Here is a 17,729-nt window from a genome sequence, read left to right as displayed (position 1 = left end):
CGAGAAAAACTCAATGTCAACGATTACATTGGAAATGCGGCAGCAACTGTCGGCAAATCAAGACTGCGACGCCATCTTTCACCTTTGGCGTGCTTCGCTGCCATATGATGGCGCCAGCCCCCAGCAACGGTATCTTTGAAGCAAAATGCCTAGATGAAGGTTGCGCTTTTACACAGCGTTCCAGTTGGTCAGGCAATCTGCGGCAGCAACTGCGCCATGCTCTCTCTTGCGTCGCCGTACAGCATCCGCGTGTTTTCGCGATAGAAGAGCGGGTTTTCTATGCCAGAGTAGCCGGCGCCTCGCCCGCGCTTCGAGACGAAGACCTGTTTCGCCTTCCAGACTTCCAACACAGGCATGCCAGCGATCGGCGACGTTGGATCGTCCTGAGCAGCTGGATTGACGATATCGTTTGAACCGATGACGATGGCGACGTCGGTCTGGGAGAAGTCGTCGTTGATCTCATCCATTTCCAGGACGATATCATAGGGAACCTTGGCTTCGGCAAGCAACACGTTCATGTGACCCGGGAGGCGGCCGGCGACGGGATGAATTGCAAACCTTACGTTTTTTCCTGCCGCGCGCAGTTTGCGTGTCAATTCCGCAACCCCCTGTTGGGCCTGCGCGACAGCCATGCCATATCCCGGAACGATGACAACGCTGTCGGCATCGTTGAGTGCTGCGGCGACACCATCGGCATCGATGGCGATTTGCTCGCCTTCGATCGCAACGGCAAACCCGGCCGTTGCGCCGAAGCCGCCGAGAATAACCGAGACGAAGGAACGGTTCATCGCCGTACACATGATGTAGGACAGAATTGCGCCCGAAGAGCCGACCAATGCACCGGTGACGATTAGAAGATCGTTTCCGAGCGTAAAGCCGATCGCTGCCGCAGCCCAGCCCGAATAGCTGTTCAGCATGGAGACGACGACGGGCATGTCCGCGCCACCAATACCCAGGATCAGGTGAAAGCCAATGAAGAAGGCGAGAAGCGTCATTGCGGCCAGCACCCAAATATCGGCGCCTTGCACATAGACCACCATTAAAACGGACGAAAGGATTGCTGCAGCGGCATTCAGGGCATGGCCGCCGGGGCAGCTTTTGCGCCTTGCCGTCGAGCTTTCCTGCCAGCTTGCCGAAAGCGATTGCAGAACCGGTAAAGGTGACCGCTCCGATGAAGACACCGAGGGAAACCTCGACTTTCATTATCGCCATTTCCAATGGTGTCTTGCCTGCGAGAATCGCCGCAAATCCTGAAAGCTGCGCCCTGCCGGCTTGGTCTAGTCCAGCAATAGTTGCTGTCTCGAAATGGGTATTGAAGCCGATCAGCACGGCTGCCAGGCCGACAAAGGAATGCAGAGCCGCGACAAGCTGCGGCATTTCTGTCATTTGAACCTTCTTCGCGACCAGCCAACCCGCTCCGGCGCCGGCTGTGATCATCGCCAACGTGATTGACAAGTTGCCGAAGGCCGGTCCGAGAATGGTGGCAACAACCGCAATCGCCATGCCAACGAAGCCGTAGCGGACGGCGCGCTTAGCGCTTTCCTGGCCGGACAGGCCCCCAAGAGATAAAATGAAGAGCACCGCCGCCGAGACATAGGCGGCGGAAATGACACCGATAGTCATATGTGTAACCCCAACTAATCAGGACTTCCGGAACATCGAGAGCATGCGCTGCGTCACGAGAAAGCCGCCGACGATGTTGATTGTGGCGACCAGGATCGAGATAGCAGCGAGACCGATGACGATGCCGTTGCTGGACCCGATCTGCAAAAGCGCGCCGACGATCACGATTCCCGATACGGCATTTGTCACCGCCATCAACGGCGTGTGGAGTGAATGGCTGACGTTCCAGATAACCTGGAACCCGATGAAACAGGCGAGGACAAAAACGGTGAAGTGCCCCATGAAGCTGGCTGGTGCCATTGCGCCGACCAGCAGGAGAAGCATCGTGCCGCCGGCCAGCAGCAGTGCCTGGGCCTTGGTCTGCTTTCGGAAGGCAATCAGCTCCTGCGAGCGCTTTTCCTCGGGACTGAGCTCCCTTGACCTTTCCCTTGGCTTCTGGGCGGCGATGGCCTGAACTCTTGGTGGCGGCGGCGGATACGTAATTCTACCCTCATGAGTGACTGTGGCGCCGCGGATGACGTCGTCCTCCATATTGTGGACAAGTCGGCCATCCCTATTCGGGGTCAGATCCGTCATCAGATGGCGGATGTTATTGGAATAAAGCGTCGAGGCCTGCTCCGCCATCCGGCTTGGAAAATCCGTGTAGCCGATAATCGTGACACCGTTCGCAGTCACCAACTTCTGGTCGGCGATGGTAAATTCGCAATTTCCACCGCGCTCAGCGGCAAGGTCGACGATCACGGAGCCGGGCTTCATCGTCGCGACCATATCAGCAAGCCAGAGTCTGGGAGCATCGCGCCCTGGTATCAGAGCGGTTGATATGACGATGTCGATCTGCGGCGCGAGCTCGCGGAACTTGCTCAGCTGGGCGTTGAGGAATTCCGGCGAGGACGGCGTCGCATAGCCACCGCTTGCCGCACCGTCCTGCTGCTCGTTGGCGAAATCGAGAAAGACGAACTGAGCGCCCATGCTTTCAATCTGCTCGGCGACCTCGGGACGAACGTCGAAGGCGTAGGTAATCGCGCCGAGCGCCGTCGACGTCCCGATTGCCGCAAGTCCGGCAACGCCTGCACCGATGACCAAGACCTTGGCCGGTGCAACTTTGCCCGCTGCGGTCACTTGTCCAGTGAAGAAACGCCCGAAGCTATTGCCGGCCTCGATTACCGCGCGATAACCTGCGATATTTGCCATGGACGACAGAGCGTCCATCTTCTGCGCCCTTGAGATGCGCGGCACCATGTCCATAGCGATCAGATTAATCTGGCGCATGCAGGCCTTTTCGAGCAGATCGACGTTCTGGGCGGGATGGACGAACGACAGGATGGTCTTGCCTTGCGTCAGCAGTGCCAGTTCCTCCTGTTGCGGCGGCCTGACCTTCACGACGACATCCGCTGCCTGCCACAGGTCCTGGGCCGTAGGCAAGATCGCGACGCCAGCTGTGCGATAAGCATCGTCCGAAACACCCGAGGTAAGTCCCGCACCCGTTTCCACCAGGCATTCATATCCGAGCTTTTGGAGGTGCAACGCGCTCTCTGGTGTCAGTGCGACGCGCTTTTCGTCGGCATGGATCTCCTTTGGCGCCCCGATTTTCATCTTTCCTCACAAATGGTTTGCTGACCAGCCAATGCCCGCGGGCACGATCGAAGCCCGTATGGGCTCGAATTGTTTTTTGCTGTCGTCACGAAGGACGTTCGCTTCGGTTATCAATCGTTATCGGTAGGCGATTTCTATCCGACGTTTTTCGACCAACGAAAGACGCGCCGCGTCAAGAATGACCGCCGCGTCATAGGCATCAGCCAACGTCGATAGCGGAAGCGAAGCCTTTGCGAGGCACTCGTTCAGAAAATATTGCTCGACCTGCAGGAAACTGTCCCAATAAGTCGCATCATCCCAGAACGGGATGGATGCCTGCCCGAACTTCGTCACGTCCCAGGGAACGACACCGCTTCCTTCGGTGCCCAGGACCTTAAAATAGCAGGACCATGGTTCGCGACTTCTGTCGTCGGCCGAGAAACTGCCCCAGAGGTTTGCGATTCTCCCATCGGCATATTCCGCGGTGATCATGAGCTGGTCGTGCGCCTGCTTATCGTCGAAATGCACGTTCGTGCCTGTCGCGTAAACATGCGAGGGACGCCCGAGGAAAAACAACATGCAATAGGCGTGATGAATCATCAATTCCCGCATCGTCAGGTCGGGTTCACCTATGGAGGCGTCATGACGCTTGTTATAGATTGCCCAGAAATTAACGATGTCACCCAGTCGGCCGTCCTCGATGTGGGCTTTGAGGCGGCGCATGCTCTCCGCATAGATGTAGTTATGCGACGGCATGCAGATACGGTCATGCCTTGCGGCGATGTCCGCAAGTTCCCTAATCTGTTCGGCTCTTTCGCAGAGCGGCTTTTCCAGGAGGACGTGCTTTCCCGCCTGGAGACTACGCTTGGCAAATTCGAAATGGGAAGCCGTGCTCGTGGCGACGAGAATGGCGTCGATCTTATCATCGGCGAGGAGCGCCTCGACCGAGGGGTACACCACCCCCCCAAAACGTCGGCAGAAATCCGCTGCCTTGTCCGCCGAGCGATTCCACCCGCCGGCAAAAATATCTGGTCCTATCTGACGAAGTGCCTGGACATGGAGCTCCGCCACCTTGCCAAGGCCAATGATCGCGATTTTCATGGGCGTTTTTCCGAATGTTAAACACTTTGGCCGTTAGCGAGGGATGTCGACCGGCCGGCACTCTTGCCATGACTCAGTTGCCGCATCGGCAATGAGTTGGGCGCGAAGTCCATCCTCGGCGCTCGGAATCGGGGCGGTCCCGGAAGAAACTGCCTCGATGAAATGGCGCATTTCGGCGAGGTAGGCCGCTTCGAAGCGTTCGAGGAAGAATGCTTGGGCGACAGACTGTTCAAAGCCGTTGTTTCCCGCCCGCTCGACCAGGTTCTCAAGCACGTTGGAGACGCGAAGCATCCCCTTGGATCCGTGGACTTCGAGGCGCTTGTCGTAGCCGTACGTCGTCCTGCGCGAATTGGTGATCTGGCAGATTCGTCCGCTGGCCGTCGTTAAAATGACTGCCGCAGTGTCGACGTCGCCGGCTTCCTTGATGCCCGCATCGACAAGATTGGACCCGACTGCAAATACCGTCACCGGCTCCTCGCCGAGAACGAACCTCGCCATGTCGAGGTCATGGATCATCATGTCCCGGAAAAGAGGTCTTGACATAGGACACGGGGGGCGGACCAGGGTCGCGCGAGACGATCGAAACGGTCTCCACATCTCCGATTTCACCTGCCCGCACGCGGGCCTGAAGAGCGCTGAAGTGAGGATCGAAACGCTGGTTGAAGGCTGTCATGAAGGTAACGCCGGCAGCATTGACGGCCTGGATACAAGAGCGAACTCGGTCGGAGGAAAGATCGATTGGCTTCTCGCAGAAGATCGCCTTGCCTGTCCGCGCTGCTGCGGTCACCAGATCGAAATGCGTGGATGTCGAAGTGGCGATGACCACAGCGTCAATATCGTTGGCATTGATAATGTCGTCGATGCGGCGAACGACCGTCTTAAAGCGCGCCGCACAGGCAGATGCCGCCTCGGAGGAAATGTCGGCAACGGCAGCAAGTTCGGCGCCTTCGATCCGTCCGATCGATGCAGCATGCACCTGACCGATGCGACCGCAGCCCAAAATGCCGAATCTAACCATCTTACGATCTCTTTCTGACCCAAGATCAAAAGGCGTCCCGCCAGGGGGTCACGTCGCTTCGACGAGGGCTCCGACGCGAACCTTCGTGAGAGACAGGTGCGCATCGGGATGCGCACCTGTCTTGTCCGCCGTAGTGTCAGTTCTTGCTGATGTACTTGTCGACGTTGGCAGGATTGACCAGTTCGAACGGGATCCAAACGGGCGATTGCACCTTTTCTCCCTTTGCCATCTTGATTGCGGCGTCGACGGACCCGGCGCCTTGACCGATCGCATCTTGGAAGACGCTCACATCCAGATCGCCGGTCTGCATGTAATGCATCGCCTCCTTGGTAGCGTCGATGCCTGCCACGACGACGTCTTTCATGTCCCAGCCGGCCGCCTTCATGGAATTGATGGCACCGAGCGCCATTTCATCGTTGTTCGCGATGACGGCAGCAGGCTTGTAGCCGGCCGTGATCCAGTTGGTCATCAGGTCCTGCGCTTTGACCGGATCCCAGTTGGCCGACTGTTCGTCGATCACTTTCATGAAGTTGCAGTCGGGCGTTGCGATAACGTCATGCACGGCCTTGCTGCGCAGTTCGGCGCTGTGCTGTGCCAGGATGCCCTGGATAATCAGAATCCCGGCATCGCTGGTTTTGCCGCTTTCCTTCAAAACGCGGCAAACTTCCTTCGTCTCGAGTTCGCCAGCCTCGGCTTCGTTCGATCCGATGAATGCAGCCTTCGAGCCGAGCGCATCGAGGTCGCTTGGGGTATTGTTGACATAAATCAGCGGCACGCCGGCATCGGCCGCCATTTTGGTGATCGCCGGGGAAGCCGAGCTTTCGACGACGTTGACGATGATCGCATCGACCTTTGCGGCGATGAAATTCTGAATTTGCGACAGCTGCTTGTTGATGTCGGCTTCGGCAAACTCGATCTGGAGCGGCTGCTTTGTCTTGGCCGCCTCGTCCTTCATTCCCTGAACCATGACGGCGAGAAAAGAGTCGCTATGAGAGATCGCCACGCCGATGTCCCCGGCATAGGCGGTCGACGTCGCCAAAAGCAGTGCTGCAGTTCCAGTGATGAGCTTTTTCATGCGCATTCCCCTCCTTCACGCGGCGTGCTGGCGGCACCCGCTGTCACCGAAACGGCCTCCTCCGAGACCGAATGATATGTTAACGTTTACATACCTCGACCCATTAGATTTTTGCGCGCTGATTACCTTCTTGAGGCTATCTAACGACAAAATATGCTGTGTTCGGTCGATGTTAACGTATACAACATCAAAAAATGGCGATGTCAACGATTACATTCTTATTGACCAATTATTTTTTTAATCTATCATCGACAAAAAAGGGAACTTAAAAATGCACATCTCCAAGGCAGCGATCCGCGGTGCGCCATTGCTTTCAGCCGCCGTTTTAATGGGTATTTTATATGGTCACCCAATCTCCGCCTTTCTCGCACGGGAGGGCGCTATCATCGGTGATCTTCGGCTGATGCAGGCCCAGGCGAGCCTAGCTGTTCTGCAGCGCGCGGTCGGGGTCGACCAAGCTTCCGCCGAAACGGTTCCTGCAGCTTCGGCGGTTGCTGCCGGACGATGAGTCCGGCGGACTTCACGACGCAGTTCCTGTTCCTCGAAGCGTTGGCCGAGCGTGGACACGAGAAAAACTGCCTCGCCAACCAAAACGGGCCGGCTTCCGTGGCGCTTTGCCTCGTGGCTATAGGCCTCGCCATCGGATTGTTATACATCCTTTAGCGGCCTGCTTCGCAGGATAATGCACGCTGTTTCATCCGAGCTTTACTCGTCAGCCTTTCGTCGAACACCGTTGCGCGATCGAGAATTTCAGCGCGGTAACGCATGATTGCCAGTCTGCGTTTCCCGATGCCTTCGCGGCAGGGCGCCTCGGCAAGTCCAGCCGACGATATCTAGGCCGTCAGTCAACCTTCGACCACATCAGGACCCGTCGCAGGCGCTCCGGTTCCCCATCGTGTGATTAAGTCTCTTTTTACTAGAACTGTTTGATAATCCCGCGATCAGCTAACATTTTTGGAGAGGGAAAATGCGCCGAATTGTATTTTTATCATTGCTAATGTTAACGTTGACATCGCATGGAAATGCCGCGACGCTCGGCGTTTCGGTTTCCAACCTCGACGAATTTAATTCTACTTTGCTGCGGGGGCTTCTTGCGCACGCAAAAGGCGCGGGTGGCGTCGACGTCGTCACGACGGACGCGAAAGGCGATGGGGACCTGCAGAAGAAGCAGGTCACGGAACTCGTGGCTCGCAAGGTCGACGCTCTGGTTGTGCTGCTCGCTGACGGCGATCTCGGCGCGCAACTGACGCCAATTGCCTTTGGGGCGGGCATCCCCCTTGTCTATGTTAATAACGTTCCAGCCAACGTCCTTGACCTCCCACCGAACCAGGCCGTGGTTGCCTCCGACGAGAAGCAATCCGGTTCCCTTCAGGCTAAGGAGGTGTGCAGACTGCTGAATGGACAGGGCAACATTGCTGTACTCGTCGGCGAGCCTTTTCATGCTGCAGCGCGAGCCCGGACCACAGATGTCGATGATGTCCTTTCCACGCCCGACTGCAATGGTCTCAAAGTCGTCGAGCGTCAGACTGCCTATTGGTCGCCCGACTTTGCCGAAGCCCAAGTCGAGGAATGGCTGACCGCGGGCGTCAAGTTCGACGCGATCTTGGCGAACAACGACGATATGGCGCTTGGAGCCATCCGAGCCCTGAAGCGCAACGATGGCGCGACGAAGAACGTGATCGTCGCCGGCATCGATGCGATTCACCCTGCCCTCGAAGCGATGAAGGCTGGCGAACTAAAAGTCACCGTGTTTCAGAATGCCGCGGCCCAGGGCGCAGGAGCTGTCGATGCAGCACTCAAGCTTGCGCAGGGAGAAAAGGTGCCACGGGAAAACTACATCCCATTCGAGCTCGTCACCCCACAGAATGTCGATCAATACCTGGTCAATAGCCGGTAAGCTTTCGAGGCGCCATCATGCATTTCTGGAACAAACTCAGCATCCGTGCCCAAATCACGCTAGGCTTTCTTCCTCTCATCTTTTTCATGAGCCTCCTGTCGCTCAACGTCATGTTCGGGATGGATAAGCTCACGTCGGTCTTTTCGTCTTACCGCGCTACGGTCGGTGAAAGCCTCGCCATCTCGACTTATAGCGATCGGCTTCGCGACATTCAGATGTCGGCCGAAGCGTTTCGGTCTGAGCCGTCGAGGGAATTGATTGGACGTTTCAAATCAGGGGTCAGTTCATTCGCGCTTGACGATGCGCGTCTGGCCGGGAACCCAAGCCTGCAAGCCGCCGTCGCCACAATAAGGGGACAGATCGCAGCCTACGACCAGGCGTTCGACAGGCTGGTTGCGCTGCAGTCACGGCATGATCAGCTTCTTTCCAAAGTTACTGAATTCGGGCCGTGGACAGGCATTGCCCTGAATGACGTATTGCGCAGTGCCTGGCGTCAGAACGATCTGAAGCTTCTTTACGCGACAACGACGACCCTCGAAGCCCTCAACAAAAGCCTCTATTTTTCCGAACGCTTCGTTAATTCCGGCGATTTGAAGGCGTATGACGCTGCGCAACTTGCCCTGAGTGAGGCGGTCGATCTGAATGCCGCCGCCGCCAAAATGGCCCGCGATGAGCTGCAGCAAACGCGTCTTTCCGGTGCCGCGCAACTCATGCAGAACTATAGCGCACGTCTTGGTGAGATGCGGGACGTTTGGAGTGAAACCAAGCGCATCAGGGTAAGCGAAATTAATGAACTCGGTCCAAAGATAGCGACAGGTTTCCAGGCATTACAGGCAAGCGTTGCCAACACCCAAAAAGAACTCGATGGCTCCGTCGACCAGACGGTCTCGAGCGCCACGACAGTTACGCTTGCTGTCAGCGCGGCATTGATCGTGATCGGCCTTGCACTCTCATATTGCCTCGGGCGGTTAATTTCATCTGCTGTGCGCACCATAGCTGGGAAGATGGAACGACTGGCTCATGGCGAGGACCTGACCGAATTCGCCGGCGCCGACAACGGCCATGAACTCGGTGCCATGGCGCGCTCGCTGATGGTGTTCCAGGAAACCAAGCACGCCAAGGCAGCAGCCGATAACGCCACCGAAAGCGTCAGGCTTGCTTCCGAGGAGCAGCGCCAGCGCCAGGAGGGGCAACGAATGGCTGAGGCAGATGCGATGGAATTTGCCTTCCGCCAGATTTCGAAAGGTTTGGACGCATTGTCGACCGGAGATTTGACGGCCAGGATCGGTGACGTGGATGCCCGTTACTCCATTATCCGCGAGCGCTTCAACAATTCGGTAGCAAGTCTGGAAAGCGCATTCGACGCCGTCATTCAGGCCGTTTCGACGATAAGGTCGGGTCTGGGTGAGATCTCCACCGCGACGAATGATCTTGCTCGTCGCACTGAACAGCAGGCTTCGTCGCTCGAACAGACTGTCGCGGCGCTCTCGGAGGTTACACGAGGTGTCAACGGAATGGCTGACGGCGCCAGCCGAGCCAACGATGAGGTAACGACAACCCGTGCGAACGCCGAAAAAGGTGGAGAAATCGTCAATCGCGCAATCTCGGCAATGAATGAAATCCAAAATTCTTCCGCAAGAATCGAAAGCATCATAGGCGTCATTGACGAGATTGCCTTTCAGACGAATCTCTTGGCATTAAATGCCGGCGTTGAAGCCGCCAGGGCCGGCGAAGCCGGCAAGGGTTTTGCCGTTGTCGCACAGGAGGTCCGCGAACTTGCACAACGGTCTGCAAATGCGGCAAAGGAAATCAAGCAACTCATTTCGACATCGTCGGACCAGGTTGATGTTGGCGTTAGGCTGGTAGCCGAGTCAGGGTCTTCGCTTGAGCTGATCGTCTCTCACTTTAATACCATGAGCGCGACCGTGACCGAAATAGCCGTGTCGGCACGCGATCAGGCAATCAGCCTGCGCGAGGTTTCGGCGGCTGGCGATCAGATGGACAAGGTGACACAACAAAATGCAGCGATGGTCGAGCAAACCACCGCTGCCGCACAAAGCCTAGTGCATGAGACTGACAGACTTGCCGCCCTGATGGGACAATTCAAAACGAGAAGCCTGAAAGACATAAACCATAGCGCTTATGCGATGGCGTCCTAGGCAGAAGAACCATTGTGCGGCTGGGTATTCAGCCGCACAACACACTGTTGTGCCGTGATGGTTTCGAATGTTTGCTCCAACTTAAATGCCAGGGAAAGGATCCCAATCCGATTTTCGCCGGGGTAACCCGGCCCATCCGTAATTCACCATATGAATGAATTACACATGGGTGTCCTAGCTGGAGGCAGGTTGACGCCATCAATAGCTACTTCGTCTTGTTCATACGTTCTGTCAGCTTTCGGAACACAGGACGCTGCAGGATTGACTGGTCAAGGAATTGAGGTTGGCGGGCATCTGCGACATGGAGACCGGCAATGCGCTTTTGCCCGGCTTCATGGAGCACTATAACCAACGCTGCGCAATCGTCCCTGCCCGGCTGGCCGAGATCCTGTGCGAGCGCGAGCAGGGGTATGTCGGATCGCGATCATATTAGAGGAGGGCGAGGTGACGCGGGGTGTGGTCGATCGCTATGTCGAGATCGATGCACCAACTCTGTGGTACGGCCTTGTTCATCTTTGGCGTAAGCGGTCCACCTGGCAAGTTGTTCGAGTAGCATCGTCAGTTCACTTTCGTCAGAGATGGCGCCAAATATTACACGGTCGGGACGAACGACGATTGCGCGGAAACCCCGCTCCGACAGCCAACTTTCGAACATATGCTCTTCTTCCTCAAATCCATCCGCAACGCCGAACTCAAAAAGCGCTATTGCGAGCTGGGATAATTGATTCCGAACTGGATCAGTGATGTTCAACCCCTTGGCAATGACGACAAAATCGTTCCCAAGCATATCGTCAAACAATATCGATTTGCCACCCACAACTACGCGCGGCTGTGGGCAAGCTTCACCGGCACCAGGTACCGGCTGGCCGTTACTTGCAAAGCCGATGGCGCCGTCAGCTATCGGGGGAAAGAGGCTCTGCCTGACAACGGTGCCCTTCCCTTCCGCTACCAGGGCTTTCATCGCCGCATTTCTTGCCTCCGCCCGTTCTCGATCGATTTCGCATATGACCTCACCCAAACTTTTGGTGATAGAAATGACCTTATGGACGAGAGGCCTGCGCTCCTGCTCGTAGGTATCCAGTAATTTCGCAGGGCCGCCCTGCAGCACTCTTGCAATCTTCCAGCCGAGATTTGACGCGTCCTTGATGCCCTGCACCATCCCCTGCGCGAGGAAAGGCGGCGTCATGTGACAGGCGTCCCCGGCAAGAAACACGTTGCCCTTGCGCCAGGATTCAGCGACTAAGGCATGGAACCTGTAGGTCGCTGAGCGCCAGATTTCCGCTTGCCCCGGCTTCAGCCATGGAGAAAGAAGTTCCCAGATGCGCTCCGGCTGATTGATCTTTTCGGCAGTTTCGCCGGGCAGCAACATGAACTCCCAGCGCCGCAGGTTTCCCGGCAGCACCACGAATGTATGTGGTCTGGCAGGGTTGCAGAACTGTACGTTGGTCTCCGGCAAATTGACTTCTTCGTCGCCTAAAACGACGTCGATCACGAGCCATGGTTGGTCGAAGACAAGGTCCTCAAACTCAATATCGAGGGTCCGCCGGACGAAACTGTTGCCACCGTCACACCCGACGACGAACGTCGCATTGACCGACATGGTGTCTCCCGTGTCGATTTCCCGAAGTAATAGGCGGGGACTGGCAGGATCATCGAGCGAGACCATCTCGACCCCGGTCATAATCGTGACCGTCGGTAAATTTCTTGCCTTGTCTCGCAAAATCCGCTCGAGAGGCGGTTGCACAAAGGTGAGATAGGCGGGCCATCCGAGCTTATGGGGACGCGCCGGCGAAATGAACCTGCGCAGCAGTGTGCCATCGGCAGCACGATACTCCGAATCCCTGTACTCTCCGACGACAGAAGCGAGATCGTCGGCCACACCCAAGCCCTGGAAGACGCGCATGACCTCGTGGTCCATGCCGATCGCACGTGGAAGAGCAAACACGTCATCGCGCGCGTCGATTCCCAATACAGAAATCCCGAAGCTTCCTAGCAGGTTGCAGAGCGTGATGCCTACCGGGCCGAGCCCGATGACAACCACTTGGAAATCAGCCTCGGCAAGCTGCCTGAAATCGATCTTTTCCATCCCACTTGTTCCGTTCTCTAGTCCGCCCATGCAACGGGCGCAAAGCTCATTTTTGATCCGCTGTCTGTCAGTGCCCAAGGAAGGCTTTCCTGACACCCGGGTCATCCATCAGCGTGTCGGCGATACCCTGTCCAACGATACGGCCTGCTTCGAGAAGATAACCTCGATTCGCGATCGCGAGGCTGGCACGGACGTTCTGCTCGACGACAAGCATCGATATGCCGCTGTCCCGAACGCGCCTCAACGCCTGGAAGAGTTCGCCCACGACGATCGGAGCCAGTCCCAGACTCGGCTCATCGAGCAACAAAAGGTCCGGCTTCGACATCAGGGCCCGCGCGACAGCCACCATCTGCTGCTCACCGCCGGACATGGTGCCGACGCGCTGCCGGCTGCGTTCAGCAAGGCGCGGAAATAGCGTCAGCACCTCTTCGCGCCGAGCGTCCGCTCCCTGGCGCGCGCGTCTCGGATTTGCACCGAGTCGAAGGTTTTCGTCGACCGTCATTTCCGTGAAGACACCTCGTCCTTCCGGGACATGAGCGATCCCAAGCTCGACGAGCTTATGTGGGGCGATCCTTGCGATCTGCTTCTCGCGGAAGACCACTTCGCCGTTGTCAGCGAGTCGCACCATGGAGGTAAGTCCTCGCAGTAATGTCGATTTGCCCGCTCCGTTCGCCCCCAGTATGGCGACGCACTCGCCCGGCCCCACCTTGATGGAAACCTCGTTTAGCGCGAGGTGCTTTCCGTAACGAACCGACAGGTTCTTGGCCTCAAGCATATTCGAAATCTCCCAGATACGCAGTGACCACCTGCGGGTTGCTCAGAACCTGCGAGGTTGGGCCGTCGGCGATCTTGAGCCCGGCACTCATCACCACGCAGCGGGGACAGATTTCACGGACCGCTTCCATGATGTGCTCGACGAGGATGATCGTCATGTCCTGCGCCTTCAACGTGCAGATGAGGTCGATGCCAGTACGCAACTCGCTTGGGTTTAGTCCCGCAAGCCATTCATCCAGCAACAGGATATCGGGTTTCGCCGATATCGCACGGGCAAGCTCGAGCCTCTTCTGGTCGATGTAGTTTAGACTGCTCACCTCTGCGTCGCCCCTGCCCGCCAATCCGACCGCGGCAAGCGCACCGTCCGCTCGTTCGCGCGCGGCACGCCCCCACAATGGGTCGCGACCGAAGGCAAGCGACAGGACGATGTTGTCTCTCGCGTTGAGGGACTGTGCCAGACGCACGAGTTGGAACGTACGCGCGATGCCGAGCCGCGCCCTTCGATGAGCGGCCAGATGCTGCACCGGCTGGCCATTGAGGCGCACCTCACCTGATGTCGGGGTCAAGGCCCCAGAGATGAGATTCATGACCGTGGTTTTTCCTGATCCGTTGGGTCCGAGCAGACCCAGGACCTCGCCCTTCGAAACCGTGAAGTCGATGTCTTTCACGGCTACAAGGCCCCCGAACTCCTTGCGCAGGCCGCGAAGTTCAAGCGAGACGCTCATTGGACACCTCCTTGGTCAGATTCTCACGATCCTTCCGGCGTACAAGATGCTTCCATAACCGTTCGAACCGGCCGAGGACCCCTTCGGGGAACAGGAAGACGATCCCCATGAACAGCAGGCCGAGGATGATGGAGTAGTGGTCGGGGAAGCGGCCCGAAAGCCATTCGAACAAAAAGAACAGGGGTACGGCACCGCAGACCGGACCCCAAAGACGAGACGCTCCTCCGAGCAAGGCCATGATCAGCGTGAGGAAGGAAATCGTTGGGTTGAAGACGATGCTCGGCTCCACATAGGTCCACCGGGGCGCTTGCACCGCACCGACGAGCGTGATGAACACCGAACTGATGGAGAACAGGATCAGCTTGACCCGCGTGACATCTACACCCGCATGCCGGGCGACCACTTCGTCGTCACCGATGGCGCGCACCGCCAACCCAAGCCGGCCTCGGTCGATCCACCACCGAACTGTCAGTGCGACGGCGGCAATGGCAACGAGCATATAGAAGATCTGGTACGCTTCGACATCCACGAAGATATACCGCCCGAGGGTGCCCGAGATGTTCACCTCGTACCAGGTGAGCAACTGCCTCACCATCTCGGCCAGGCCGAATGTGAAGATGACGAAATAGATGCCCGCCAGTCTCAGGGTTGCCAGACCGACAACGAGGGAGGCGACAAATCCCGCCAATGCGGCTGCGGCCAGGATCGCGTAGAACGGTAGATGGTCAGCAAGAGCGGCGACCGTGTAGGCTCCTGTCCCAAAAAAGGCGACCGTGGCGAGCGACACATATCGCGTCGGGCCTGAAAACAGCGCCCAGCTCGAGCAAAGGGCGACATAACTCATCACGCCGATCGCAAGACCAAGCCCGTAGTCGTCGACGAACACGGGAACGAGGGCCAATAACGCCAGAATGGCCGCGAGTACGATTGGGAAGAAGAGGTTTTTCATGGTCGTTCTCAGCCGAACAGGCCGTTCGGCCGCCATAGCAGCACGGCCAAGAAAATCGCGTATGTGGCAGCCAGAGTCAGGCCCGGATCGACCGCAGCGGACACCCCGGCTTCCACAAGTCCAAGGATGAAGCCTGCGGCCATCGCCCCCGCCAGGTTTCCCAAACCGCCCATGATCACCACCACGAGCGCTTTCATCGTGAAGAAAACACCGTCGGTGGGCGTGAACGGTTGGTACATGGAGAGGACGACACCTCCTGCGGCTGCGAGCGCGCCGCCGACGGCGAATGCGAAACGTGCCTGGCGTTCGTTGTCGATGCCCACAAGCGGCGCGAAGCCCGGTCGCGTCGCCACCGCGCGTGTGGCCATGCCCCACCGGGTCTTCTGGATCGCCAGATAGAGGCTACCGCCGACCGCCACTGCCAGAAGCGCCCCGACCAGACGCCCGCTGGAAATTTTGGTGCCGAAAATGTCGACGGGCACTTCGAGCCAGTCGTAGCCCCTGAATCCGCTGCCGAACGAAGACAGGTAGACGCCCTGGAGGAGGAACATCAGGCCGAACGTCACGAGGATCGAATCCACCTCGAGCCTCCCTGTATTGCGGGAGCGCCTTTCCAGCGGACGCATGATGAGGTCGTAGCAGAGATGGGAAGCGAGATAGCTGAGCGGCACGACCAGAAGGAAAGCCACGAATGGGTTCAGCCCGGCGGCTGAAACCGCCAGGTAGGTCAGGAACGATCCGCCGATCACGAACTCGCCGTAAGCGAGGTTCATGATGCGGGCGACGCCGTATTGTATGGTCAAACCCAGTGCCATCAGCGCGAAAGTGCCGCCCAGCACGAGTCCGACGACGAGAGTCGTGACCATTGGAGTCTCCTTTGCGGTTATGCCCAGGCTGGCTTTGGAATCACGGCCTTTACGGCTCCCGCACGGTCGGCGGGGCCTACACCGACGAACTTTCCACCCTGCCACTGCCCGAGCAGCCAGAGGTCCGTCATCCGGTTTTCCTTGAGCTTCACGTTGCCGATGATGGTCTCGAAGCTGCCGGACGCGATCTCCTCCGTCACGGCGTCGCAGTCGAGCCCGCGTCTTTCGATCGCCTGTTGAAGGATCTGGAGGCTTGTATAGATGATCGAACTCGCCCAATAGTCTGGCGGGGTGCCGAGCAGTTTCTTGTGGCGCTCGACATAGGCCTGCATTTCCGGCCGTGAATTGTCGATCCCGCCGAGGCTCATTACGCCCTCGACCTTGCCCTCGTTGATGTCCGAATAGATGGGGAAGCTCGTGCCGACCCCGGTGTAGAAGACTTTCGGATTGAACGAGTTCAAACGCGCCTGCTTGGCGATCGCGAAGCTGTCGGGCGGGTAAGACAATGCCATGAACACTTCGGCGCCCGATGCGGCGACTTCGTTCAGCAGTCCAGTAAAGTCCTGCGTCCCAATGGGGTAGGACTTGTCCATCACGATTTCGAGACCAGCTTCCGGCAATTTGAGCCGCGCTTCCTTGACCAGTTCAATGCCGAAACCGTCAGCCACCGAGATGATCGCCAGCTTTTTGTTGGTGGCGTCGCCAGCCGCTTTCACGGCGTCGGCGAACGTGGACGCGTAGCCGCTCGCGGCCCCGAGGAACCAGAAGCTCCGCTTCCACTTCGCATGGACGTCGATCTCGTCGGGAATTAGTGACGTGCCGATGAGCTGGGGATAGCCGAAGCGGTCCATCAGCGGAGCCACCGCCAGATTGAATGCCGTCCCCCACGGCGGAAGTATGAAGTCGACCTTGTCCCGGCGAGCCAAGCGTTCGATGCCACGAACAACCTCTTCTGTTGTCGAGCGGTCGTCATACGTGATGACCTCGATCGGAAGGCGACTGCCGTCCGGCAGCTTCAGCCCTCCCGCCGCTTTCACGTCCGCTGCCCAAAGCTCGTAGTTCGGGATGGTCGTCGATCCTGCACCGGGCGCATTCACGCCTGTCTTGGAAACGACATAGCCGATCTTGACGGACTTCCGATCGTCGGCCGCACGCGCCGAAAACCCAGCCGCAAGGACGGCCGCCGATCCGGCTCCCGCGAGTATACTGCGTCTTGTCAGTCTCATCATGATCTTTCTCCTCAAAGGATATCGAGCCGAATGCGGACATGCCTCGTCGTTCGGCAAGCCCAATCGGCCGACCGCGCTGTCATGTCAGAGTCTGCGAGACGCCGTCGCTAGCGAGCGCCGAGCAGGACGACTGCGATGGTAGCGGGCTTTTCGTTCGGATTGCGCCAGCCATGTCGGGCACCGTGCTGCACGAACGTGTCGCCGGGCTTCAACTCGACGATCACGCCATCGTCAAGTTCAAGGCTGATCCGGCCATCGAGTACCACGCCGTAGTCCAGCGTCGGCGTCTTGTGCATGCCGGGATTTTCCATTTCGAACGTCTCTGCGATCCCGGGCGCCGCTTTGAGGTGCTCGGGGCCGGCGAGTTCAGGTTTGAAGTCATGCGACATAAAGACTGCGTCCGGGGGGAATGTGATCAACATGAAGGTCGATCCTCCGGGCGGCTGGAGCAATGTGCCTTCAGCTGCCATCGGGTCCGTGCCATTGTACGGTACCGAGGGAACCTCGCACGTCGTCCAGATCGGAGCCGACACGAAGCCCGGAGTATGTTGGAGTGCCATTTCCCTGGGCGAAGGCCCGTCGCTGATGACCACCGCTTTGCCGGCGGCGTTCTCGCCGAGGACGACACGTCTGACTGTCATGAAAACCTCCCGCA

Annotated in this window: 13 protein-coding genes and 3 pseudogenes; 4 read left to right on the top strand and 12 right to left on the bottom strand. The window is 58.0% G+C overall.

Annotation, left to right across the window (positions count from 1 at the left end; translation table 11 throughout):
* Positions 1-188: 188 nt before the first annotated feature.
* From CO670_RS29970 to CO670_RS29950, 5 genes and pseudogenes are all read right to left on the bottom strand, one after another.
* Positions 189-1,623, bottom strand: a pseudogene (locus CO670_RS29970) (NAD(P)(+) transhydrogenase (Re/Si-specific) subunit beta).
* A gap of 18 nt (positions 1,624-1,641) precedes the next feature.
* A complete protein-coding gene (locus CO670_RS29965) occupies positions 1,642-3,216 on the bottom strand; it encodes a Re/Si-specific NAD(P)(+) transhydrogenase subunit alpha (RefSeq protein ID WP_097593617.1) in 1,575 nt (524 codons plus the stop codon).
* A gap of 117 nt (positions 3,217-3,333) precedes the next feature.
* The gene (locus CO670_RS29960; RefSeq protein ID WP_097593616.1) at positions 3,334-4,296 is read right to left on the bottom strand and encodes a Gfo/Idh/MocA family oxidoreductase; all 963 of its coding nucleotides are present in this window, start codon (positions 4,294-4,296) and stop codon (positions 3,334-3,336) included.
* A 33-nt stretch (positions 4,297-4,329) separates the two neighbouring features.
* Positions 4,330-5,314: pseudogene (gene iolG, locus CO670_RS29955) on the bottom strand (inositol 2-dehydrogenase).
* 136 nt (positions 5,315-5,450) lie between these two features.
* Complete coding sequence (locus CO670_RS29950) at positions 5,451-6,389, bottom strand: substrate-binding domain-containing protein (RefSeq protein WP_097593622.1); 939 nt, start codon at positions 6,387-6,389, stop codon at positions 5,451-5,453.
* Positions 6,390-6,660: 271 nt separating this feature from the next.
* On the opposite strand from CO670_RS29950, the gene CO670_RS29945 reads away from it, so the two are divergent.
* From CO670_RS29945 to CO670_RS29930, 4 genes and pseudogenes are all read left to right on the top strand, one after another.
* Entirely contained in the window at positions 6,661-6,897 is a 237-nt protein-coding gene (locus tag CO670_RS29945) for a hypothetical protein (RefSeq protein ID WP_097593614.1), read from the top strand.
* 459 nt (positions 6,898-7,356) lie between these two features.
* The gene (locus CO670_RS29940) at positions 7,357-8,286 is read left to right on the top strand and encodes a substrate-binding domain-containing protein (RefSeq protein WP_097593613.1); all 930 of its coding nucleotides are present in this window, start codon (positions 7,357-7,359) and stop codon (positions 8,284-8,286) included.
* 17 nt (positions 8,287-8,303) lie between these two features.
* Positions 8,304-10,445: a methyl-accepting chemotaxis protein gene (locus CO670_RS29935; RefSeq protein ID WP_176539059.1), complete on the top strand. Its 2,142-nt coding sequence runs from the start codon at positions 8,304-8,306 to the stop codon at positions 10,443-10,445.
* Between the two features lie 244 nt (positions 10,446-10,689).
* Positions 10,690-10,922 (top strand): annotated as a pseudogene (locus CO670_RS29930) (ISNCY family transposase); the annotation flags it as partial.
* Here CO670_RS29930 and CO670_RS29925 read toward each other — a convergent pair.
* From CO670_RS29925 to CO670_RS29895, 7 genes are all read right to left on the bottom strand, one after another.
* Entirely contained in the window at positions 10,870-12,531 is a 1,662-nt protein-coding gene (locus CO670_RS29925; protein ID WP_097593611.1) for a bifunctional 3-(3-hydroxy-phenyl)propionate/3-hydroxycinnamic acid hydroxylase, read from the bottom strand. The pseudogene CO670_RS29930 and the gene CO670_RS29925 overlap by 53 nt on opposite strands.
* Before the next feature lie 67 nt (positions 12,532-12,598).
* Positions 12,599-13,306 carry an ABC transporter ATP-binding protein gene (locus CO670_RS29920; protein WP_097593609.1) on the bottom strand — a complete coding sequence of 236 codons (708 nt, stop codon included), beginning with the start codon at positions 13,304-13,306 and terminating at the stop codon, positions 12,599-12,601.
* A complete protein-coding gene (locus CO670_RS29915) occupies positions 13,299-14,030 on the bottom strand; it encodes an ABC transporter ATP-binding protein (RefSeq protein ID WP_097593608.1) in 732 nt (243 codons plus the stop codon). Before CO670_RS29915 ends, CO670_RS29920 begins: the two co-directional genes overlap by 8 nt.
* Positions 14,014-14,979, bottom strand: a complete 966-nt coding sequence (locus CO670_RS29910; protein ID WP_097593607.1) for a branched-chain amino acid ABC transporter permease — start codon at positions 14,977-14,979, stop codon at positions 14,014-14,016. Before CO670_RS29910 ends, CO670_RS29915 begins: the two co-directional genes overlap by 17 nt.
* An 8-nt stretch (positions 14,980-14,987) precedes the next feature.
* Positions 14,988-15,845: a branched-chain amino acid ABC transporter permease gene (locus tag CO670_RS29905; RefSeq protein WP_097593605.1), complete on the bottom strand. Its 858-nt coding sequence runs from the start codon at positions 15,843-15,845 to the stop codon at positions 14,988-14,990.
* Positions 15,846-15,862: 17 nt separating this feature from the next.
* Positions 15,863-17,074 (bottom strand): amino acid ABC transporter substrate-binding protein, encoded by a 1,212-nt coding sequence (locus CO670_RS29900; protein ID WP_176539058.1) that lies wholly within the window; start codon positions 17,072-17,074, stop codon positions 15,863-15,865.
* A gap of 107 nt (positions 17,075-17,181) precedes the next feature.
* Entirely contained in the window at positions 17,182-17,715 is a 534-nt protein-coding gene (locus CO670_RS29895; RefSeq protein ID WP_097593619.1) for a cupin domain-containing protein, read from the bottom strand.
* Positions 17,716-17,729: the final 14 nt, after the last annotated feature.

It is taken from the genome of Rhizobium sp. J15 (genome assembly GCF_002531825.1).
Lineage (GTDB): Bacteria > Pseudomonadota > Alphaproteobacteria > Rhizobiales > Rhizobiaceae > Rhizobium.
Note: the sequence above shows the minus strand (reverse complement) of the source record. Positions and strands in the feature narration are given on the sequence as shown.